Source organism: Aliifodinibius sp. S!AR15-10, assembly GCF_031569985.1.
Taxonomy (GTDB): Bacteria; Bacteroidota; Rhodothermia; order Balneolales; family Balneolaceae; genus JAMQKA01.
In genome coordinates, this window is record NZ_JAMQKA010000004.1 from 112,054 (window position 1) to 134,594 (window position 22,541).

Annotated in this window: 16 protein-coding genes; 7 read left to right on the forward strand and 9 right to left on the reverse strand. The window is 48.8% G+C overall.

Translation table 11 applies throughout. The annotated features are described in order from the left end of the window. Positions 1 to 23 precede the first annotated feature (23 nt). The 5 genes from NC796_RS04400 (at position 24) to NC796_RS04420 (ending at position 7,460) form a co-directional block, all read left to right on the forward strand. Positions 24 to 593, forward strand: coding sequence for an RNA polymerase sigma-70 factor (locus NC796_RS04400; RefSeq protein ID WP_310682462.1), 570 nt, complete (start codon positions 24 to 26; stop codon positions 591 to 593). Beyond that, a complete protein-coding gene (locus NC796_RS04405) occupies positions 590 to 1,549 on the forward strand; it encodes a FecR domain-containing protein (RefSeq protein ID WP_310682463.1) in 960 nt (319 codons plus the stop codon). Before NC796_RS04400 ends, NC796_RS04405 begins: the two co-directional genes overlap by 4 nt. Positions 1,550 to 1,562: 13 nt before the next feature. Further along, entirely contained in the window at positions 1,563 to 4,352 is a 2,790-nt protein-coding gene (locus tag NC796_RS04410; protein ID WP_310682464.1) for a TonB-dependent receptor, read from the forward strand. 118 nt (positions 4,353 to 4,470) lie between these two features. Then, a complete protein-coding gene (locus NC796_RS04415) occupies positions 4,471 to 6,612 on the forward strand; it encodes a fasciclin domain-containing protein (RefSeq protein ID WP_310682465.1) in 2,142 nt (713 codons plus the stop codon). Positions 6,613 to 6,968: 356 nt separating this feature from the next. After that, complete coding sequence (locus tag NC796_RS04420) at positions 6,969 to 7,460, forward strand: hypothetical protein (protein ID WP_310682466.1); 492 nt, start codon at positions 6,969 to 6,971, stop codon at positions 7,458 to 7,460. A 138-nt stretch (positions 7,461 to 7,598) separates the two neighbouring features. On the opposite strand, the gene NC796_RS04425 is transcribed toward NC796_RS04420, so the two are convergent. Beyond that, the gene (locus NC796_RS04425) at positions 7,599 to 8,675 is read right to left on the reverse strand and encodes a M42 family metallopeptidase (RefSeq protein ID WP_310682468.1); all 1,077 of its coding nucleotides are present in this window, start codon (positions 8,673 to 8,675) and stop codon (positions 7,599 to 7,601) included. A 180-nt stretch (positions 8,676 to 8,855) separates the two neighbouring features. Here NC796_RS04425 and NC796_RS04430 point away from each other — a divergent pair, with 180 nt between their 5' ends. Together NC796_RS04430 and NC796_RS04435 are read left to right on the forward strand one after the other, a co-directional pair. Then, positions 8,856 to 9,302 (forward strand): thioesterase family protein, encoded by a 447-nt coding sequence (locus tag NC796_RS04430; protein WP_310682470.1) that lies wholly within the window; start codon positions 8,856 to 8,858, stop codon positions 9,300 to 9,302. A gap of 381 nt (positions 9,303 to 9,683) precedes the next feature. Further along, positions 9,684 to 10,949 carry an HD domain-containing protein gene (locus NC796_RS04435; protein WP_310682472.1) on the forward strand — a complete coding sequence of 422 codons (1,266 nt, stop codon included), beginning with the start codon at positions 9,684 to 9,686 and terminating at the stop codon, positions 10,947 to 10,949. 146 nt (positions 10,950 to 11,095) lie between these two features. Here NC796_RS04435 and NC796_RS04440 read toward each other — a convergent pair whose 3' ends face one another. The 8 genes from NC796_RS04440 to NC796_RS04475 form a co-directional block, all read right to left on the reverse strand. Further along, complete coding sequence (locus tag NC796_RS04440) at positions 11,096 to 12,574, reverse strand: sulfatase (RefSeq protein WP_310682474.1); 1,479 nt, start codon at positions 12,572 to 12,574, stop codon at positions 11,096 to 11,098. Between the two features lie 519 nt (positions 12,575 to 13,093). Continuing rightward, entirely contained in the window at positions 13,094 to 14,059 is a 966-nt protein-coding gene (locus NC796_RS04445) for a sugar phosphate isomerase/epimerase family protein (protein ID WP_310682475.1), read from the reverse strand. Between the two features lie 914 nt (positions 14,060 to 14,973). Continuing rightward, entirely contained in the window at positions 14,974 to 15,126 is a 153-nt protein-coding gene (locus NC796_RS04450) for a hypothetical protein (RefSeq protein WP_310682477.1), read from the reverse strand. 17 nt (positions 15,127 to 15,143) lie between these two features. Continuing rightward, positions 15,144 to 16,904 (reverse strand): carbon starvation protein A, encoded by a 1,761-nt coding sequence (locus NC796_RS04455; RefSeq protein WP_310682479.1) that lies wholly within the window; start codon positions 16,902 to 16,904, stop codon positions 15,144 to 15,146. 38 nt (positions 16,905 to 16,942) lie between these two features. Continuing rightward, positions 16,943 to 18,589, reverse strand: coding sequence for an FAD-dependent oxidoreductase (locus NC796_RS04460; protein WP_409070352.1), 1,647 nt, complete (start codon positions 18,587 to 18,589; stop codon positions 16,943 to 16,945). 83 nt (positions 18,590 to 18,672) lie between these two features. Next, the gene (locus NC796_RS04465) at positions 18,673 to 18,816 is read right to left on the reverse strand and encodes a hypothetical protein (RefSeq protein ID WP_310682483.1); all 144 of its coding nucleotides are present in this window, start codon (positions 18,814 to 18,816) and stop codon (positions 18,673 to 18,675) included. Positions 18,817 to 18,972: 156 nt separating this feature from the next. Continuing rightward, positions 18,973 to 20,706 (reverse strand): FAD-dependent oxidoreductase, encoded by a 1,734-nt coding sequence (locus tag NC796_RS04470; RefSeq protein WP_310682485.1) that lies wholly within the window; start codon positions 20,704 to 20,706, stop codon positions 18,973 to 18,975. A gap of 52 nt (positions 20,707 to 20,758) precedes the next feature. Beyond that, positions 20,759 to 22,531 carry an FAD-dependent oxidoreductase gene (locus NC796_RS04475; RefSeq protein ID WP_310682487.1) on the reverse strand — a complete coding sequence of 591 codons (1,773 nt, stop codon included), beginning with the start codon at positions 22,529 to 22,531 and terminating at the stop codon, positions 20,759 to 20,761. Positions 22,532 to 22,541: the final 10 nt, after the last annotated feature.

Consider the following 22,541-nt stretch of genomic DNA (forward strand, 5'->3'; position numbering starts at 1 on the left):
TTTTCTGTGTATTAAGGCCAAGTATGGAATCCGTATCAGAACAACAATTTTCGGAATGGGCAGCCAGATTGAGCAGGTCGGATGAAAAAGCCCTGGATGAACTCTTCGATAAAACATTTGAAGTATATGTGAAATTCGCCTGGCGATTCACCAAGGATAAATCATCTGCCGTCGATATCGTACAAAATAGCTTTATAAAGCTTTGGCAAATACGGGCTGATCTCGATCCTTCCCAATCGCTGAAAACATATATCTATCGCATGGTTAAAAATAATGCATTGAACTATTTGCGTGATAATCGACAGCACTCGCTCCAGGTTGATGAACTGCAATTGGCTGATCCCGATGCCGGCATATCGGAACCGTCGGAAGAAAATCCACTGGCCGAACATCTAAAAAAGTGGGTCGAAGATCTGCCCAAACGGCAACAACAGGTTTTCGAACTGAGCAGATACGATGGACTAACGCACGAAGAAATTGCAGGTGTATTACAAATCGCTCCACGAACTGTCAATAACCATATGGTTGCCGCTCTGAATACGCTCAAAGATAACTATGAGAACTACAGGCAACGCAGGAAAAATATAGCATGAACAAGAAAAACAATATATCAGAAATCCTCAGCTACTGGCTGAAGAAAATTGATCCCAAGGACCGGTCTGCGGTAAAAAAGTTGTGGGATGAGGCCGAAGATATTGATGAGACTGATGAGCTTACGATCACCAAGGAAGATAAAGCCAGCGCTTTAGCTCACATTAAAAACGAACTAAATCTCACGCAGGTAGATGAAACGCAAACTGAGGATAGAGATGCCACCATTTTTACACTGAATTGGCGGTGGGTTGCAACAGCGGCCACCATCCTCCTGGCGGCTGGAATATCATATTTATTTATTCCCATCAGAGAAGTAGCACCATATGGACAACAAAAGACCGTATATCTTTCAGATGACACACGAGTTTTACTCAACAGCGGGAGTTCAGTGAGTTATAATCGACTTTACGGGGTTATCAATCGCAGTACCACCCTGGAGGGGGAGGCTTTTTTTGAAGTACAATCAGGCGAAGTTCCCTTTACCGTTGAGACATTCAATGCAGAAATACATGTTCTGGGCACCAAATTCAACGTTCGCTCCTGGGGAACAGAACCGGGTTCAGAAACAACTGTCACACTCACAGAAGGGAAACTTGCGTTTCAGTCACTTACCGCACCTGGCAGCGCTATCATCCTCAATCCCGGTGAACAAAGTTCTCTTTCGCTGAATCAAAGTGTGCCCACCGAACCCGACAATACGTCTCTCGAAAATACACTCTCCTGGATGGAGAACCGGTTCATGTTCGAAAACCGTCCGCTTTACCAGATTATTCCCGAGCTTGAACGGCGATTTAATATATCCATCGACGTACGGGCAGACAGAATTATGAATGACTCCCTGACTATCTACTACTCCAACCAGGTAAAGGCCGAGGAGATCATCAAGGATATCTGCCTGAGCCAGGGCGTCACATACCGAGCGATGAACAATGGATTTGTGATAGAAAATCGATAATAGATACTAACATATGAGAATAAGGGACGGAATATTTTTAGCAATTCTATTCATCTTGCTATTCGCCGGCAGAGCAATGGGTCAGGATGCCAACAATCCCGGAGCCGACCGATATACCCTTATATTTCAAGGTATCCCCATTGAACAGGCGTTGAAGGATCTTGTTGAGACCACAAAAATCGATCTCATCTACAATCCAAACCTACTACGTGATCAACAGGTATTCAGTATCTCAAAGCAAAAAAAGCCGGAAGAGGTACTTTCTGATATATTAAATGGAACAAAACTGGATTACGTCCTGCTCTCCTCCGGTACTTTTTTGATTATCGAATCTGCCAATACTCCATCCAAATATGGAAGTTTTGCTGGAACCGTATACGACAAATCCACAGGGGAACCACTTGACGGGGCAAATGTGTTAATTGCTGACGCTTCCACCGGTACCTCGACAAACCGTTCCGGTAGATTTTCGATTGCCCCCCTTCTTTCTGGGCAATACGAGGTCACTATAACCTACGTAGGATACCAGGCGATACGTGACACCGTTTGGATACCAATGCAATCCAGTAATCCCCAAAATTTTTACCTTGAGGCACGACCTGTTTTCATTGAGCCTCTGATTGTCTCAAGCATTCAGCCACGCTTGCCATATTACGGGGCAAGCGGTGAAGAAGTAACTGACCTAACCGGCAGCCGCGGATCTTATACCGGCACTCCCGATGCTATCCGAAGCATCAATGCTGTGATGGGTACTAATTTCAGCCTTTCGGTGGCTGATCTCCATCTGCAGGGTGGGGCCGCAGGCGACCACAAAGTGCTGTTGGATGGTACCCCGGTCTATAATCCCGTGAGCCTGGGGCGCCTGACGGGTGCTTTTAGTCCTTATGCATTAGAAAAAATCACCATCCACAAAGCGGGTTTTGGCGTAGAGGTGGGAAGCCAATTATCGGGTATCATTGAAGTAAAACAGGATCTTGCAGATCATTCCGAGAATACCATCACCGCGCAGGCCGATCCATTAAATGTGAACGCAAGGATTGATCTCGCAACCGACCTGTCCGAGCAGGTGACGCTTAAAACGATGGTAGCAGGACGAAGTAATATCTGGCAATGGTATCAAAAACCATCCCTGGACGGAACTCTTGAGCAATGGGACCGCCTGGATCCGCTGCTGATCGAAAACCTTCTGGAAAACACCTCGGTAGCCTCAAATTTCAGGGCGTTATTCCATGACTCCGACATCCGGTTCTATGATCTGCACATGAAAAACGAACTCCGGTTTAACGAGTTTCACTCAACATCACTGAGCTTGTATCAAGGCAAGAACTACCTGCAAACTCAGCTACTCTCCCATAACGACAACGCGGAGTCTGACGTACCCGATTTTATGTATACGCAGGATGGATATGACTGGCTCAACACGGTGGGTACCCTGCAGCACGACTGGCTTATCAGTTCCCGGCTTAACGCCTCCTTTAAAACCTCGTTAACAAGCCACCGCTCCACACACCACTTTGCGATGGCCAACAGCGATGAATTGAATACTGTTCCAGCCAATCCCGACCAGGCTTTAGCCAGGCTACGTGATGCCGTTGATGGCCAGGCGCACAGCGGTGATCAAAACAAGCTTACAGAAGCGAGCGTCGAAGCCCGTTTTGATTACAGCCTGCATCGCCACCACACGCTCGATTTTGGATTGGAGTCCAAGTTCGTTGATTACGCTTTTAGTCTCTCAGACCCATTCTATCATCCCACTTCTACTGCGGGGAGACAGTTCATGCTTAGCGGTTTTTTGGACGATGAGATCGCCCTAGGTTACCAGACCAATTTCAAAGCTGGAACTCGTTTCACATACATTCCCAGTATTCGACAACTCTTTGCTGAACCGCGATTATCACTCCAGTATGATACGCCCGAAACCAGTTTGGGCTATTTTTCAGCTAAAATTTCGACCGGTATCTACAGGCAATTCATCAATCAATTTGATGTCACTAGTGTGGGACCGAGTGCCATCGTCCCATCCAATCGTTTCTGGGTACCTGCCGACTACAGTACGGATGTGCCAAAAGCGTATCATATAAATTCAGAACTCCTGCTTGAACCGACAGAGCATCTGGCCCTGCGCTGGGAGGGATATTATAAATGGCATCCAAAAATCCTGGCGCTCGATTACCATGCCCTGCTCCAGACTCCCGATTCTCCCACTGATCATTTCGAGGATCAAAACAATTTCATCGTCACAGGCAAAAGTTATACCTATGGTACCGGATTAAGCATTTCCCAATTTTTTGAATCCCTGCAGGCGGAAATGACCCTCTCCTACCAGTATATGCTGGCAAAGCAGCGAATTCCCAACCGTTTTGATGACAATTATGTAGAAACGCCCTGGAATCATCCTCATAAACTTTCCGCCGGGTTGAACTGGAATATTACAGGCGGGCTCACTACAACGGTGCGCTGGCAAAGCATATGGGGACGAGCCTGGGCGTTCAAAAGAGCCTATTATGACTACCTTACGATTCATCAAAACCAGTCAAAATTTGGTCCATATAACGTAACCTCTCCTTCTGACGACACACTTTCACCATTTCATCAGCTCGACCTGGGGCTAAGCTACGGCCATTCATTCGGGGAATCATCAATGCGAATTCAGGTCGATTTGATAAACCTGCTGAACCGAAAGAATGTACTCGAGAACCAGATTGTTCCACAACCCACAACTGGTACCGGCACTGAATATGGCATCCAGGAACGGAAATTGCCCGGTTTTACCCCTTCCGTTAGTATAGAACTCTTCTTTTGAGTCCGTATAGCTCTTGCAAATACACTCTTTAAATTTTTTTAGAAAAAACTAGTCATCCCTCCGATTCACCCGTGTATGTACCCTGTAATTTAACCTCAATAAAATCAACAAGGTACATATGAATTCTTTGAATAGAATACTGTCAAAATTGGGTGTATTTCCTCTGTTGCTATCAGTCGCGTTGGTCATGACTATGACCGGCTGCGGTAATGATGATGGCGATGATAACGGCATGGGACCCGGCACTGAAATGAACATTGTAGAGCAGGCGCAATCCAATGATAACCTGAGCACATTGGCCCAGGCCATTGTAGATGCCGAGCTGACTGCTACGTTGGAGGGAGACGGGCCATTTACCGTTTTTGCACCTACGAATACAGCTTTCAATGCCCTACCAGAGGGTACGCTCTCAAGCCTTTCAACAGAACAATTGGCGGACATACTTACTTTCCACGTCATAGAAGGTGAAATCCGGGCCGGGGATCTGGAAGCCAGTCAAACCGTAGAAACCGTGCTCGGCGAAGAACTGCTTGTTACCTCTGACGGAGGTATGGTTTCGGTAAACGGTAGTGCCGTCGTTTCTACTGCGGATGTGGATGCCAGCAACGGTGTCATTCATGTCATTGATGGCGTGTTGTTACCCAAAGGATTCCGTGAGCCCAACATTGTGGATACTGCTGAAGATCTCGGCAATTTCACAACCCTGGTTGGTGCACTGGATCAAACCGGTCTCAAATCTACCATCAAATACCAGGGACCGTTTACAGTGTTTGCCCCAACGGATGAAGCTTTTTCCAACCTGCCAGACGGACTGTTAAGCAGTCTTTCCGATGAAGATCTTGCTGAAATCCTGCAATATCATGTGATCGGCAGTGAAGTGATGGCCGGCGACCTTGCTGCAGAACAGGCCGTAGCTTCACTTACAGGTGAAGAATTGTATATCACAGCAGATGGCGATGTTACGGTCAACGGTAGTGCTGCAGTAACTACAGCTGATGTGGATGCCAGCAATGGAGTAATCCATGCCATTGACGAGGTATTGCTACCCGATCGATTCCAAAATGTTGTGGATAACGCCTCAAAGCGATATGAACTCTCCACGGTAGTTTCAGCAATCGTAGATGCCGAACTGGCTTCCACGCTCGCTGATTCCGAATCTGAATTTACAGTCTTTGCCCCCGGTAATGCCGCTTTCGAAGGCGTCGACTTGTCCGGTTTATCTCAGCAAGAACTTGCTGAGATCCTCACATTCCACGTAATTGAAGGATCTGTTCTCTCAGGCGACCTGCAAGCTAGTCAAACCGTAGAAACAGTACAGGGTGAAGAATTGCTTATCACCTCATCAGAAGGTACGGTTACAATCAACGGAAGTGCCGAAGTTACCACTGCCGATATTGAAGGCACGAATGGTGTGATTCATATTATTGACGGCCTCCTGCTGCCTTCTGATTACCGGGATCCTAATATCGTGGACCAGGCAGAAAATCTGGGTAACTTTACTTCGTTAGTGGGTGCCCTCGAACAGACCGGGCTTAAAACCACCATCCAGTACCAGGGACCCTTTACGGTATTTGCACCGACGGACGATGCCTTTTCCAACTTGCCTGATGGACTGTTGAGCAGCTTATCTGACGAACAGCTTGCCGAAATCCTGCAATATCACGTAGTGTCCGGTGAGATTATGTCTGGCGACCTTGAAGCCCAGCAGGCCGTACCTACACTTACCCAAGAAGATATCTTTGTAACGGCAAATGGTGGTGTAAATGTGAATGGTGCTGCCTCGGTCGTTGCTGCAGATGTTGACGCCACAAATGGTGTAATCCATGCCATCGATGAGGTACTGTTACCGAACAAGTTTATAACGGTAGTTGGTATCGTGACCAAACGTTACGATTTGAGCACACTTGCCGGTGCCGTTGTGGAAGCAGACCTTGCTGCCACACTTTCTGACACTGAATCCGAATTCACCATCTTTGCTCCCCTAAACAGTGCCTTTGAGGGAGTTGACCTGTCCGGGTTAAGTCAACAGGAGCTAGCGGATATCTTGACCTATCACGTTATTCCAAGCAAAGTGCTTTCCGGAGACCTGAGTGACGGTCAAACTGCTACCACAGTTAACGGCGCTGATATTTCAATATCGATTGCTGACGGTACCGTAAGCATCAATGGTGATGCGGCAGTCGTTCAAACTGTTGACCTTGAAGGAACCAATGGTGTTGTACATATCATCGACGGAGTCTTATCTCCTCCGTCTGAGTAGTGCAATACGATGACATCCAATAGTAAAGGCCTTCTTGTGAAAGGGAAGGCCTTTTTATTTTTACATTCATTCTAAATAGCCACAAAAATTGCAATAGTACTTTTCACTTAGGTTATTTTTTAATAGTAAATTGCAGTTGCAGTAACCAATCGAAAATTTTAGATTTACCCAATCATAAGGTTTTGAAAGCTTTAGGAGTTTAAATAACAAGTCTGCAAATAACCATTTTAGAGAAACGGCTGTTTAATCGGGATCAATAGTAAAACTCAGTTAAACTATTCGTAATCCGAAACTTATACCGTTCAGACTTGTTCATAGTACCCATTTGACAGTGAATCAAAAGACTAGCGAATAAGATGAAAAATATAACCAAAGTCGATAATAAAGATTTTCGAGGTTACTGGGTTCGTATTCAGCGCGACCATCGAAAATTTAGTAAACGATTTCGAAGAAGAGACTATGACAGTTGGGAAGAAGCCCGGGAAGCTGCCATAAAATATCGCGATGAGTGGCTTGCCGAATGGGAAAAACTGGCGCGAAATCCCGATCAAAAAATTCAGTATCAAAATAGCGTTACGGGTGAAATTGGGATTCACAAAACGACCAAAAACGGCGTTGTTTACCTGGGGGTAAGTTATATTAACGAAGATGGCGAGCAAAAAATTAAAGCCTTTCGTGCAGGCAAGCCTGAGGAAGACGGGTATGAGGAATCCTATGATGAGGCAATGGAGGAAGCGAAGGAATTCCGTGATGAAGTGAACATGAAGAGATTTGGTGTTCGCTGGGTTAACTACAAACGAAGAAAACAAGAAGAAAAGAAAAAAGAAGCGGAAAATTCCAGCGGGTAGGCCTTTAATTTAACAAACCGGGGCTTTATGCAGGCCAAACCCAGGAACTTCATCCAACCCGTCAAATATCTACTTGGTCACACTGACACGGAGGCCCCGACTTGATGGAATTAATCTCATAAATTTTAAAACTGGGATTTATAGTGCAGTAAATGTTTGGTCTGGAGCCAAACTAAGCACACTTTCAACCATCAAATCAATGAGTTTGTTGACATCTTTTATTGAGGCGGTTTCCACGGGAGAATGCATGTAGCGAAGAGGCAGTGAAATGAGAGCGCTGGCGATACCGGTTTTCTGGTAGAAAATGCTGTCGGTGTCGGTGCCGGTTCGAACGCTGTTTGCCTCATGTTGAATTTCAAACTCATGCTCTTTAGCCACCTGTTCCAGGAACTCCACAACTTTAGGGTGATTGGCACCCCCATGTTGAAGGACCGGTCCTTTGCCCAATTTCACTAGTCCATGCTCCTTATTATTGATTCCCGGGGAGTCGGTCGCATGTGTTACATCTGTGACCAAGGCCAAATCAGGCTGATGCCGGAAGCTCATCATGCGCGCTCCATAGCCCCCGACCTCTTCCTGTACTGAGTTGAGCGCCATCACGTTCACATTCAACTCATCGCGCCGATCATTCAACTTTCGGAGTGCCTGTGCAACCATATACCCACCAATGCGGTTGTCGAGGGCCCGGCCCGTAAGGATCTGGTCAGATAAAAACTCAAAGTCATCGGAATAGGTTACCGGGTCACCCACCTGCACCATCTTCAGGGCTTCTTCTCTGCTGGATGCCCCGATATCCACATAAATATCTTTCCAGGCGGGCTGTTTCCCTCCCCCGTTTTTCTTGTTTTGCAGGTGAATAGCAGTGTTTCCAACTACGCCTGATACGACCCCATCCCTGGCATGAATAAACACACGTTTTGCCCGGGCGATGGTTGAATCACTACCTCCCAGTTTATTCAGGTAGATAAAACCATCTTCTGTAATATGCTGCACGATCATGCCAATTTCATCACAATGCGCTTCGAGCATCACCGTCACAACATCGAAGCTCGTATTAAGCTTAGCTACTGCTGATCCGTACGTGTCGGTCTCCACCTCGTCGGCAAAATCATCTACATATTCCGTCCAAACCTGCTGCCCCGCCGACTCAAATCCGGTGGGACTGGGTGTTACCAGCAGTTTTTCCAAAAAATCGTATTCAGGCGTGTCGTACATAAATTTCTTCTAAATATTTATTGAAATAATTATGAGACAATAGTTCTCCATTAACTTCCCTGAATATAAGAATTCAGTGCAGACTGCCTAAAATTGATTTTCCATAATAACACCTTTGATTTCGCTCACTAAGATCACATCTTTCAATTCATTATTTCTAAATTTCAGTTTATCAGCATCATGATTCGCCCTGAATACGTACCTGACCTCTTCCCACACTGGAGCACCATTCCAATCCGATTCCGTGACCTGGACCCACTGAATCATGTTAATAATGCCATTTTTAGTACTTACTACGAGGAAGCGCGCATAGACTTCATTCGGCAGGTACCAGTATTGAAGCAGCAAATCAGGTCGGAATACAGTTTTGTCCTTGTTAATCTGCATATCGACTTTATAAAGCCTGCAGAATATCCGGGAGAACTGCTAGTCGGTTCCGGTATCAAATCGATTGGGAATACCAGCATTACCAGCTTCCAGGCGATCTTTCACTCTGGGAGCAAAGCCCTGGTTTCGGTCGCCGAAGCCTCCGGCGTGTGGTTTAATTTAGAAAAACAGCGTCCCTCCCGAATTCCCCATTTTGAGGGACAAGATAAATTTATTCTGGATGCAACGTTGTTTGAGTAGGAGAACTGATGCAATTGAGCCAATAGTTACACTATACCGTCTTTTCTGTCATTTCGAGCGGAATCCCGATGGTTTTTCCGGGATGGAGTCGAGAAATATCCGTATCCCGAGAGGGGGATTTCTCCATTACGAGCGGAAAACCGCAGCTCTCTAGTCGAAATGACAACAAAAAAAGCAGATAGCATTTTACTCCCTCTATGCAGACGGTAACCGAGCAAACACAACGTTTCACGGAGGAGACTCAAAGGATTACAAAGGTCTTTGTAGCATTTTTGTGTATCCTACGTGAAACCCTGTGATTAATTCATCAAGTGTGACTTTAGTGATAGATCACATTGTGATATATTCCAAAAGAAAAATTGGCATGAGATTTACTAAATAATGGATAAAAGCACCCAGTACAAAATTTTTAACGATCCCATCCACGGGTTTATCTCCATTCCCAAAGGCATCATCCTGCGACTCATTGACCATCCCTGGGTACAGCGACTCCGTCGGATAAAACAGATGGGGCTGGGCTACTTGGTCTTTCCTGCTGCCGAACATTCCCGCTTTTCGCATGCCATCGGTGCAATGGAACTGGCACAGCGTATACTGAACAACCTCCGGGAAAAAGATACGACCATCAGTCCCGCCGAATACGAAGGCACGCTCATTGCTGTTTTGCTGCATGATGTAGGGCACGGGCCACTCTCCCACACGCTGGAGCACAACCTGATCAAAGAGGATTTTCACCACGAGATGATGACGCTGGCTATTATGCGGGAGCTCAACAAGCAGATGGACGGGGCCCTTGAGACCGCCATCCAAATTTTTACCGATCAGTACGATAAAAAGCCGTTCCTCAACCAACTCATCTCCTCGCAACTTGATATTGACCGTCTCGACTACCTCAAGCGGGACAGTTTTTTTACCGGCGTTTATGAAGGATCAGTAGGTATCGAACGAATCCTAAAAACAATGCGCGTGCACAAGGGCAACATTGTGATTGAGAAGAAAGGGATCTACGCGATAGAAAACTATATCCTTGCCCGCCGACTCATGTACATGCAGGTCTACCTGCACAAAACCGTACTTGCCGCCGACAAGCTGCTGCGAAATATTTTCACGCGGGTTCACCAACTGATCGACCAGGACTTTGATCTTTATTACGCCTCCCCTGCCCTAAAATTTTTCCTGGAAAAGCAGCCGAACGCCAACAAAGGAATCTCCAAAACGATGATTAACCATTTCATTGACCTCGATGACAACGATGTGTTTATGAGTATCAAGTACTGGCAAAAGTCGGACGACGCGATTCTCTCAGATCTCTGCCGCCGGTTCCAGGCCCGCACGCTTTTCAGAACCACATTCCTTAAACGGAAACCGAGCAAAAAAATAGTCGAACAGCTCAAAACAAAAACGCAAAAAGCGCTGAAGAACAACAATTTGCCATATGATGAAAAAGCTGCCAGCTATTACTATTCGTTTGATGAAAGCTATAGCGAGGCGTACCGATATGAGAGCGAAGGAATCTGGATCCTGGAAGGAAAAGACAAGGCTGTTGAATTTTCAAAAGCGGCAGATACCAAAAATATTATCGCCCTGACCCAGCCCGTAGTTAAACCATACGTGGTCCACTTGAAAGATTTCGATGTGGAAGTTTGAGCTGGTACCGTTATTCATTAATTCGTAAAACAATTAGCCACAGATCTAAACGGATTAATTTAAGATTATCTGTGTAATCCGTGGCTACTACAGTAACAACTAAACAAAGCTGTCTAAAAAGACTGAATTTATTTTATGGCTATATACTAGTCATTCTTCACATTAGGATTCGGCGCCGGCGTCCGTGCACCCACCTCCTCTTTCCACTGTTTTAACTCTTGATGTAATTGCTCCGTTTTGCCGGGCATCCTTTCAACTAAATTCTCCTGTTCCCCGATATCTTCAGCAATGTTATACAGCTCCAGGCGACCATCTTCGTAAAACTCGATCAGCTTGTATTGCCCTTTGCGTATAGCACTGGAAGGCGACCCGCCCTGGTTTCCGTAATGCGGGTAGTGCCAATACAATGGACCCCGCTCCATCTGTTCGCCTTTGAGCAACGGCACCAGGCTCTTCCCATCCACATGTTGATCGGGCTTTAACGAGATTCCCGCAATCTCCAACATTGTGGGGTAGAAATCCATGCTGATGACCGGCTCACGGGTTGCGGAACCCGGGGTCGTTACGCCGGGCCAGGTGATAATCATCGGCTCACGGATCCCGCCCTCGTACATCCATCCTTTGCCTCCGCGCAGTGGCATGTTGGAGGTCGGGTGCCCTTCAGAAGTCGACAGCCCTCCATTGTCGGACATAAAAATTACAATCGTATTTTCTTCCAATCCCAGTGACCGAACAGTATTCATAACTTTTCCCACGGCACGATCCATCGATTCCACCATCCCGGCATATACTGAATCATTTTGGACCAAGCGTACTTTACGCGCGCCCTCCTCTCCCCAGCTGTTCTCAAGTGCCAGCCTCTTCTGTTTTTCCCCATATTTTTCGACCAGCAGATATGGAGCCTGTTGGGGGTTGTGCACCGAATAAAATGACAAGTAAGCAAAAAACGGTTCTTGTTCATGTTCCCGAATAAATCGGGAGGTTTCGTCGGCAAGCCGCATAGGCAGGTGTTCGCCCTCTGATTTGGCGTCCAAACGAGGGTTATCATATGGCTCAAAGTAGCCGCCTGGGGGAGAGCCCCTGTCATGCCCCCCAACATTGATATCGAATCCCTGGTTTTCAGGCCAATATTTCTCAGAGGGCCCCAGGTGCCATTTTCCGGCAAAAAAGGTAGAGTAGCCGTCAGCTTTTAATGCTTCAGCAATTGTAATCTCTTCGAGCGGTAGGTGCTCCACGTATGATGCCGGAACCAACGGTTTGTCACGCGTCCAGTGATCCTGGACCTCATCAGGTTGTGGGGCCCCGAACCAGTCAGTGGTATTCATACGACCCGGATTCTTGCCGGTCATAATACTGGCTCTTGTCGGTGAGCAAACCGGACTAGCGGCATATGCCTGTAGAAAGCTCATGCCACGAGCGGCCAATGCATCGATGTTTGGTGTTTCGTAAAACGTGCTGCCAAAGCTGCCGATATCCTTCCATCCCAAATCATCAACCAGGAAGAAAATAATATTTGGCTTATCCCCTGGATCGGTAGCTGTTATTGATTTAAGAGTAAATCCCAAAAGGAACAGGAAACAAACAAAGGCCTTTAAAATTGCCATATCCCATCTGTATCTACACATATCATCCCTTTTATTTGATCTCAATTATTCTGGGCTCCCAGCTTTTAACGGTATACAGATAATTCTAAACAGAGTGCCCGTAATTAAAAGTAGGGATCCTCAGGTCCCTATTAAGTATATGAAATAACTCCTATTGACCAATATAGTGCAGGCCTTTTCTTATTTCCCGGCCAAATTTCCTGAATTTGGAGCAATATTTTTGATGATCTTGGAGCCTGGAACACGGTCTTTAAAACTTTTCTCCCGAGTCAGTATGGTCATTTTTTCAGTGAAGAAAAAACGACCCAAAAAATTCACCAAAAAATCCCAGATATTCTCTCTGGCTGACCACTAAACAGAACTTTGCTTTTCCTCTTTAGTCGCTTATATGAGATCTGAATGCAGGGATTTTCTGGACTTGGATGCCGCACTAATACTTTTATATCCTATTTTTATAAAGCAGGATACGACTTTTTGAGGAAGGCCTCAGTTCATACCTCCTGCACTTACTGCAAAGTAAATTTTAACAGAAATTCTAATTTATGATCTCACTGCAGAGAAAGCCTTTTTCATCGCCTCTGCCGTTTTCATCGCCGCTTTTTGATCCGCCATTTGATTTAGTTCCTCGTTAAAAGGCTCAGCTTGTATCGGCCCCTCGAAACCAATTTCCACCAGTGCTTCCAGGAACTCCGTAATATTGACGACGCCGGTAGCCCCGGGTAGCTCGCGCTTGGTGTCGGGCAACTCCTCCCGCGGAACTCCTGCCAGTACATCGTTCAGATCGGCACTGATAACATCATCACTGCTCAGCGACAAGATATCTTCCTTAGTCTCTCCCGCTGAGTGCCAATGCGCCGTATCAAGGTGAAAGCCCACGTTTGGCTGACCAATGGCAGCGATTAATTCCTTAGTCTCGGCCATTGTATGAAGAAAAGGATACCGGTTGGCGGTCCAGACCGTTTTGGGTCCCACATATTCCAGTGCCAGGCTTATGCCGTGCTCCTTCAGGATTCCTGCAATCTCCCGCAACCGCGTAGCATGCTGACGGAAATTAAGCATATAATGCAACTCATTATTACTGGACATAATCCAGGTGGACATCCGGGTGACACCCGCCTCCTGTAGTCCGCGAGCGATATTGGGCAGTTGTGCTATGCCTCTTCGGAACGTATCTTCGTCATTCCTGAAATCGACCGGTAGACCACTGTGGCCCCAAACAATATTATTATTCTCCATAAGACCAAGGAGTTCATCCCGTTTTGCATCTGATATTTCTGCCAGGAAGTCAGCATAGGCATAAACGGCATCAAACCCGTAACGAGCCGCCATCTGTACCGCTTCCACCTGGTCAACCTCAATCCCGATAATTCCCGGGTTAAATTCCATGGTAAACTTGCGCTGTTCCTTCCGTGCCCCGGGTTTAAATCCCGTCCATCGACCAAGCGCCGCACCAATGCCGGATGAAGTTGAAAGTTCAAGAAATGTTTTCCGGTCCATATTTTTCATGATAGCTTTTTTAATCCCTTAAAAGTTCTGATCCAAACTTAATCAGATCTATATAGATTTCTTAAAATGATTTTTAAAAAATAATGAAAATTGGGACTTGCTACTTGCTGGGGAAGCCGCTTCTGTCATATTCTGATAATATCATTGCCACTGGTTGGACGCAGAGTAGTGGAAAGTGAGGAGTGTTGAGAACCTTGACCCGAGATCCTCAATATCCAGGAAGGCCATGCCTAGCCTACGCAGAGGTCGTGGGTATGCGTCGAAGGGCACATACCCTGTGTGGCGATAGTCAATCAATAAAAAAAGCCCTGAGGCGTGGGACACGCAGGGCTCGTTGGATAAAGTTGGTTCCTACTGCACCGTTAATATGGTTCGAAGATATCCCTGCGCAGGTCAGGTTTTTGAGATTTATGGCACTACCGGTTCAAGTTTGTAGCTTGGACCGATAAAACACCAATCCAGTTGGTAGCTCGTATGGCACAAGTTGCAAACTTGTGCCATATAAAAGGTGACCCACTCTTGTTCTCTCCCTACCAGCAGGGAGAGAGACGCGTTGATAACATTTTGATGTAGTTTATTGAATCAGCGCTTCCAATCTCATTCCGGAACCACGCCCAAAGCATTTAAAAAGACTACAATCTGATCAATAAGTTTCCCTCCCTGATTATTAGGGAGGGATTCAAGGGTGGGTCAACAAAGGGCTACAAATCAATCCAAACAAATCATACGCCTCATATTCTTGGCTCTTGGCCCTTTATCCCGTAAACACCACACTGCCACCTTGTCGCTGCCCTTAGAGCCTCACAGGGCCTATGTAGTAAAGTAGACCACTTCAGGGTAGTGAAGCAGGGTACTTCAGGGTAGTGAAATGGTCTACTTCAGGTAGGGGAACTAATGCGACAAAATATTGCTCGTTATTCCACCGCCAATTCGGAGGTAAAGAGGCCGTTCCGCAACGTATCACTGTTATAAGTTGTTGCCTCAATACAGTATGTGCCGGCGGCCATGCTTTCCAGAATACGCGGAATATGCTGGAATTTATCTGATGCCGCAATCAATAATTGCATAAAATACTATTTTGGGATTAAACCTCTTCACCCTCCACTCTGCTTTGTTCCTGTGGACTGACACTCATTCTATAGAATAAACTGGCCGACTGAATTAAAATCCAAATAGTGAAACAGAGTATAGTAGCCCCAAAGACAAACAGCAGCATATTGGGATCCGAGTCTCCCAGCCCCGACCAGTCGAACACCACCTGCCGGACCATCGCCCACAGGGTCATCGCCAGCAGGAACACCATCGGCACGACGGTGTAGATAATCGGGCGCCCCTTCTTTTTCAGCCAGATGGAAATCAGCAGGAAACTGATGCCGGCCAGCAGCTGGTTGGAGGTCCCAAACAGCGGCCACAGCAGGTACCCGCCCGAGCCGAGCCCCCGCGGGCCTTCCGGGCCCAGCACCAGCGCCGCACTCGAGATCACCGCCACCGAGGTCGCCACGTGGATATTGGTCAGGGGCCTCACGCGGTAGATCTCCCCCAGCTCCCCGATGATGTAGCGCATCAGCCGCACCGAGCTGTCCAGGGTGGTGGCGGCAAAGCTGACCACGATGACCGCAATGATGGTGCGGGCCGCCTCGGCCGGGATGCCGAGGCCGGTGGCCAGCTGCCCCGCCCCCTGGATGAACGCGTTCAGCCCGTTGGCCCCGGCGGCGGCAAACGAGGAGTAGGTGGCGGCAAAGGCCTGGCTGGAGGAAAAGAAGGTGGCCACCGCCAGCACGGTGATAATGGCCAGGGCCCCTTCCCCGACCGCCCCCAGGTAGCCGACAAACCGCGCGTCGGGCTCGGTGTCAATCTGCTTGGAGGTGGTCCCGGAGGAGACCAGCCCGTGGAAGCCCGACACGGCCCCGCAGGCGATGGTAATAAACAACAGCGGAAACCACGAGACGTCAGTGGCCGCGGGGTTGTGCATCGGGGCGGTCACTTCCGGTGCCATAAATAGCAGGCCCAGGTAGAGTACCCCCAGTCCGAGCAGCAGCTGCTGGGCATTGATAAAGTCGCGGGGCTGCAGCAGGGTCCAGACCGGCAGCACCGAGGCGATGTACACGTAGGTCATCAGCACGATGATCCAGACCAGGAAGGCCATCGAGGTGCCGCTCAGGCCAAACAGGGTGGTCGCCTCGGCCCCACCGGCGTAGCGCACCAGGTCGACCTGCAGGGCCGGCACGTAGCTGGCCCACACCGCCGTCCCGTACATCACCGCCAGCACGATCACCGTCGGCCAGAGCATGCTCCCGGACTGGCGGTAGGTATAGAAGCCGATCCAGACCGCCAGCGGGATCTGGATGAAGATCGACAGCACGCTGGCCGGGAACGAGATAAACAGGTTGGCGATCACCCAGGCGAACACGGCGTTGATCATCAGCACCAGGATCAGGATGATAAACAAAAACAGGATCCGCCCGCGCCGGCCGATCAGGGAGTCGGCCAGGGTGCCGATCGAGCGGCCCTTGTGGCGGATCGACAGCACGAGCGTGCCGAAGTCGTGGACGCCGGCGGCAAAGACCGTCCCCAGGGCCACCCACAGGATGGCCGGCAGCCAGCCCCAGTAGATGGCGATGGCCGGCCCGACGATCGGGGCTGCCCCCGCCACCGAGGTAAAGTGATGGCCCAGGACGATCCATTTGTTGGTGGGCACAAAATCCCGGCCGTCCTCCAGGGCATGGGCGGGCGTCTGGTAGTCGGGATCCAGCCGGTAGATCTTTTCGGCAATAAACTTCGAGTAAAACCGGTAGCCGAGGGCGAAGATCGCCAGGGCCGCCGTGGCCAGCCATATACTATTCATCTATAATTCTAATATTTCAAACACAAAATTAATCAACACTATTCTGAAGTCTCGCCCTCATACTGAAGTACCTGCCCATCCTCCAGAAGTTGCTCGCGCAACCGTTGATAGTCCAGCTCCTGTACGCTCGTCTCCGCATCAATAGAAAGGGCCGCCGCCGTGGCTGCACTTTGCCCCAAGATCATGAACACCGGCTCCATGCGGATTGAGCCAAAAGCGATATGGGAAGCCGACATCGCAACCGGCACCAGCAGGTTGGTGGCCTGACCTTTCTTCGGGACCAGTGATCCATAGGCAATTTGGTAGGGCTCCGGGGGAGAGACTCCAATATCCCCCTCGTTCTGAACATACCCCTCAGGAGTGATATAGCGCTGGACGTTATGCGAGTCCAGGGTATAAGATCCCATTCCCACTGGTTCAGGCACTTCGCTCCGGCCCATGACCTCATGCTCGGTCATTACAAAAGCTCCCTGCATTCTACGTGCTTCGCGGACATATATCTGGTGCGGCCAGTGTCCGTTATCCTGGAATTCATCTTTGGCCAGACCCCACCTGTTTATTTCATTTTGAATCTCCTCGGGCACCCGCGGGTCATTAGCAAGGAAATACATCAGCCCCTTCTGGTAGACCTCGTGCTCCTTGATAATCTCCCGACGCTTGGCATAGGAGGCCTCGGGGTATTCGTAGTTCATCCCGATGTTGTCGGTACTGAAGGGACCGTGGTTGTTGGTATCGGTCTTGCGGTTGGGAATCTCATCGAACTTGGTAAAAAAGTTGTTGCGCTCGTGCCACCCCGACTCAAAAAGCCGCAATAACCCAAGATACTGGCTGGCGTCGTAGCTCTCCGGCATCGGGAACGGTACCTGGTTGTCGGGATGATTACTCAGACACATGCGGAAGCAGTAGGCTTGGATCTTCTTGTCGCCGGAACCTTTTTCCCCCGGAGGATCCGTCGAGACGCGGGGGATAATACCGCTGGACGGTTCTCCCGGTGCATAATATGGATCAACATGCGGCCCGTCTGGCGGGAAATAGTGGCTGTGATGATAGACCCCGGTCTGCACGCCGTTCCAGTTTTCATCATAAACGCTGTTGGCCTCTCGACCCACATGATAGTCCACACCGGCTGCCGCCATCAGATCTCCCTCATATGTGGCGTCAATAAACATTGATCCATAAAAGGTTTTACCACTGAGAGTCGTAATCGAGGTGATACGGCTGTTCTCCATGACGACACCGTCCTTTCGGTCCAGCCATTCATCACGTAGCACAGTTACTTTGGACTCGGCCACCAGGTTGTCAAAAACCTTTTCAGCTACATGCGGCTCAAAGATCCACATGGTTCTGTTCTCACCGTCAATTGCCGGGGTTCCCTGTCCTTTGTTCCCATATTCAGATCGCTCCTGCCACTTCCAGGCCTCATCGGTCTGATAATGTTGGTACACCCGGTGATAAAACTCCCGGGAAAGTCCGCCTATCACGGCTTTATTGCCGGTATCTGTAAATCCCAATCCACCCGAGGAAAGGCCGCCCAGATGCTTGTCGGGCGATACCATTATCACCGATTTATCCATCCTAGCCGCCTGCACAGCCGCCGTCACCGCCCCGGAGGTGCCCCCGTAGACGATCACATCCGCCCTGTAGTGGGTACCATCCTGTTCGCGATCCCCACTGCCCTGGGCCATCAAAATTGGACTGATAGTGAGTAAAAAGAAAAAGACGAATATGCCCTTAAAATGTTTATTTATCATGGTTATAGAATTCTGATTTAAAATTGAGTGTGATTCTGAATGGGGAGTTCAATCTCCCTAAATCCCTCTACCGCCAGTGGTCGGTCACCGTACCGCCGGGAGTCGGTCACGGCTCCAAGAGGGACTTTGTGATATTTGGGAGTAACAAGAACATTGCCCATAGTTTCAAACTTTGAATTCCTCCTTGGAGAAGGAGGATTGACCTTCACTGCTTTTTTAGTCTGATAGTTGTCTCTAATTGATTGGTCAACATTTCATTATTGCTTGACTTGAAAATCAACCAACATGTAACAGAATACAACTGTGTATTTTAAAAATCACAGCCCACCGCAGTCTGCCTGACACAGTTCATCAGTGGGTCCGTCGGCTGGCGGCCATTCATTGAGGTCGATATCAAGTTTTTGGCCTTCGTTGAGCAGTCGCTCTCGGAGCTTTTGATACGGCACATCCTGTACGGCACTGTTCATGGCAAGGGCTATGTCCGCCGCATTGGCCGCCGATTGGGCCAGTACCATAAAGACCGGTTCCATACGGATAGAGCCAAACGATATATGAGAGGCCGATACCCCGTTGCAGCAAACAAGCAGATTTGAACACTCGCCGCTGCGAGGGATTAGTGAACGGTACGAAATGGCATACGGACCGCCCGGCGTATATTCGATATTGCCTTCATTCTGGGCATATTCCTCCTCGGTCACATATCGCTGCACGTTGTGGGAATCCATGTTGTAGGAGCCCAGTCCGACCGGATCGTCCACAACCTCCAATCGACGGCAATCGTGTTCGGTCATCACATATTCACCAAGCATACGCCTTGACTCCCGGATGTAAAGCTGGGGTGTCCAGTTTCCGTTATCCTCAAACTCATTCGCTGCCAGCCCCCACTTGCCAACCTCATTACGAATCTCTTCCGGAACTCGGGGGTGATTGCCCAATGCCCATACCAGACCTTGCTGGTAGTTCCGGTGTTCATCGATGATCGCCGAACGGGTAACGTAGTCTCCATCCGGGTAATCATAATTCATACCGATATTGTCCGTGGAAAAGGCAAACTTGTTGTTAATATCGGTTTTCCTGTCCGGCATGGGAGAGTTGATCCAGGGCAACCGGTGATCTCCTGATTCAAAGTTACGGAACAATAATTCATACCGTTGCTCATCATATCCTGCCGGCTTTTCAATAGGCACTTGGTTTTCAGGTACATCCGTCAATGTCAGTCGAAAACAGTAGGCCTGAACCCGATCATCCCCTTCACCGTCTTCGCCCGGATCCCCGTCGTGCACGCCGGGAAGTACGCCGCTGCCTGGTTCACCGGGGGTTACATAGGGATCCACCTGTTCTTTAAAGACATGGTTGTGGGCTCTTCTCTTTTGAACCCCGTTTAGTGTCTCATCGTATTTTGCATTGGCTTCTCTTCCAACCGTATAGGAAACACCGGCCATCGCCATCAAATCGGCCTCATAGGTAGCATCAATAAAAATCTGCCCCCGGTATACATTCCCTGATTCGGTTTCAATGGCCGTTATCCTATCGTTGTTCATATCCACGCCGCGCTCACCGAGAATAATCTGCTCATTCATAACGACCGGCACTCCGGCTTCATCCAGCATGTTCTGGTATACTTGCCGGGCAACGTGTGGTTCAAAGGCAAACATCCCTTCGCTACCTTCCTGCAAGCGATCCGTCCTTTTCATGAACTCATCCCACGTCTGGTATTGCCAGGCATCATCATTTTGGTAATATTCCCGGATCTTGCTGTAGAATTCCAGGGACATACCGCCTATCGTACCTTCAATCCCGATGTCGGTCTGACCCAATCCCCCGGTGGTCAGTCCTCCCAGGTGACCGGATGGTTCCAGTAGAATGACGGAGCGGCCTTTCCGGGCGGCGGCTACAGCAGCAACTACTCCTGCAGAAGTGGCACCGTAAACGACGATATCATATTCCTGGTTTTGAGGCTCTCCGCTACATCCCACCAAGTACTGTGGCAGAATTAATCCACTTGTGAGTACAAACGAATTCTTTAAAAACTCTCGGCGTTTAATCGACATAATGTTATACCTTTATTTAGCATTTAAAACCATGTTGTATTAATGATCTACATCAACTATCCCTGGTCACCATACACCCCTCTTCAATAACTGGTTCACTAGCATGACGTTCTCTGTGTACCGGTGGATTTTCATCGGGTGGTAGCGGCGGGTATTTGCCAGTATCCACATCCAGCTTTTGGCCATCCCTGATTAATTGGGCCCGTAACTTTTGGTAGTCCAGATTGTGCAACTCATTTTCTTCTTCAAGGGCCTGAACGGCAGCAGTGGCGGTTGACTGGCCCAACAGCATAAACACCGGCTCCATACGGATAGAGCCGAATGCGATGTGAGAAGAAGAGACGGCACAGCACGCCAGCAGGTTACCGCACTCCTTCTTTTGGGGAAGCAGCGACCGATAGGAGATCGCATAAGGGCCTCCCGGGGATACCTCAATATTCCCTTCATTTTGCACGCACCCGTCCTCGGTGATGTAGCGTTGTACGTTGTGTGAATCCATGGTGTACGAGCCAAGCCCCACCGGGTCCTCAACAATTCGCAAGCGCCGGCAGTCGTGTTCTGTCGTTACATACTCCCCGACCATTCGACGGGCTTCTCGTACATAGATCTGCGAAGGCCAGTTTCGGTTGTCAGTAAATTCATCCACCGCCAATCCCCACTTGCCTACTTCATCCCGTATATGTTCGGGTACCCGGGGATGATTGGCCAAAGTCCACATGAGCCCACGCTGGTAGTGCTCCTGTCCTTCCATAATGCGATGCCGGGTGGCATAATCACCATCCGGATACTTGTAATTGACCCCAATCTGGTTGGTAGAAAAGCCCCACCTGTTGTTCGTGTCCGTCTTCCGGTTGGGCATCGCTCCCGGGAGCCAGGGAATGCGGGTCTCCCCGGCTTCAAAGTTGCGAAAGAGCAATTCGTACTGGCGTTCATCGTATCCCTCCGGTTGTTCAAAGGGGACCTGGTTTTCGGGCACGTCGGTCAGGCACATCCGGAAGCAATAGGCCTGTACCCGGTGATCACCGGAAAATTCTTCGCCTGGATCCCCGTCGTGAACCCCAGGTAAAACTCCGCTGGATGGATCACCCGGGCGGACATATGGATCCACAAAACCGGGGAAGATGTGATTGTGCGTTCGGACCGTCTGGACACCATTCAGGGTTTCATCATAAGTTGCATTCGCTTCCCGCCCTACATGATAGGAAACCCCGGCCACGGCCAGCAGATCACCCTCGTAAGTCGCATCAATAAAAATCTGTCCCTTGTAGACATTTCCGGATTCTGTTTCTATGGCAACAATTTTGTCTCTCATCTTATCCACCCCTCGATCACCAAGAATAATGCGCTCCCCCATTACCACCGGGACTTTCGCCTCTTCCAGCATCTGCTTATATACATTCTTCGCAACATGTGGTTCAAAACCAAACATTCCTTCACTTTCGGGCTCCAGAAGGCCACTGCGATTCATATAATCACTGCGAGCTTCATAGACCCATGGTTTTTCACTCTTGTAGTACTCTCGAATTCGACTATAGAATTCAAGCGACATCCCCCCGATCGTGCCCTCTATCCCGATATCGGTACGTCCCAACCCTCCGGTGGTCAATCCACCCAGATGATTTGAGGGTTCAATCAAAATCACCGAACGCCCTTTTCGTGCAGCTGTAACAGCGGCAATAACCCCACCGGAGGTACCACCATACACGACGATGTCGTACTCCGAATCGTCTTGAAACCGGTTGGAACCAAGCAGTTCAGCTGGTAAAATCACTCCTCCCGCAAGAGCCAAACCGCTTTTAAAAAATTCCCGACGATTAATAGTCATATTCTATTCT

What these genes read in the sequence shown, in the direction of transcription:
- NC796_RS04400 (WP_310682462.1), top strand. Translation starts at nt 24, where the DNA reads ATGGAATCCGTATCAGAACAACAATTTTCGGAATGGGCAGCCAGATTG.
- NC796_RS04405 (WP_310682463.1), top strand. Translation starts at nt 590, where the DNA reads ATGAACAAGAAAAACAATATATCAGAAATCCTCAGCTACTGGCTGAAG.
- NC796_RS04410 (WP_310682464.1), top strand. Translation starts at nt 1,563, where the DNA reads ATGAGAATAAGGGACGGAATATTTTTAGCAATTCTATTCATCTTGCTA.
- NC796_RS04415 (WP_310682465.1), top strand. Translation starts at nt 4,471, where the DNA reads ATGAATTCTTTGAATAGAATACTGTCAAAATTGGGTGTATTTCCTCTG.
- NC796_RS04420 (WP_310682466.1), top strand. Translation starts at nt 6,969, where the DNA reads ATGAAAAATATAACCAAAGTCGATAATAAAGATTTTCGAGGTTACTGG.
- NC796_RS04425 (WP_310682468.1), bottom strand. Translation starts at nt 8,675, where the DNA reads ATGTACGACACGCCTGAATACGATTTTTTGGAAAAACTGCTGGTAACA.
- NC796_RS04430 (WP_310682470.1), top strand. Translation starts at nt 8,856, where the DNA reads ATGATTCGCCCTGAATACGTACCTGACCTCTTCCCACACTGGAGCACC.
- NC796_RS04435 (WP_310682472.1), top strand. Translation starts at nt 9,684, where the DNA reads ATGGATAAAAGCACCCAGTACAAAATTTTTAACGATCCCATCCACGGG.
- NC796_RS04440 (WP_310682474.1), bottom strand. Translation starts at nt 12,574, where the DNA reads ATGTGTAGATACAGATGGGATATGGCAATTTTAAAGGCCTTTGTTTGT.
- NC796_RS04445 (WP_310682475.1), bottom strand. Translation starts at nt 14,059, where the DNA reads ATGAAAAATATGGACCGGAAAACATTTCTTGAACTTTCAACTTCATCC.
- NC796_RS04450 (WP_310682477.1), bottom strand. Translation starts at nt 15,126, where the DNA reads ATGCAATTATTGATTGCGGCATCAGATAAATTCCAGCATATTCCGCGT.
- NC796_RS04455 (WP_310682479.1), bottom strand. Translation starts at nt 16,904, where the DNA reads ATGAATAGTATATGGCTGGCCACGGCGGCCCTGGCGATCTTCGCCCTC.
- NC796_RS04460 (WP_409070352.1), bottom strand. Translation starts at nt 18,589, where the DNA reads ATGGCCCAGGGCAGTGGGGATCGCGAACAGGATGGTACCCACTACAGG.
- NC796_RS04465 (WP_310682483.1), bottom strand. Translation starts at nt 18,816, where the DNA reads ATGGGCAATGTTCTTGTTACTCCCAAATATCACAAAGTCCCTCTTGGA.
- NC796_RS04470 (WP_310682485.1), bottom strand. Translation starts at nt 20,706, where the DNA reads ATGTCGATTAAACGCCGAGAGTTTTTAAAGAATTCGTTTGTACTCACA.
- NC796_RS04475 (WP_310682487.1), bottom strand. Translation starts at nt 22,531, where the DNA reads ATGACTATTAATCGTCGGGAATTTTTTAAAAGCGGTTTGGCTCTTGCG.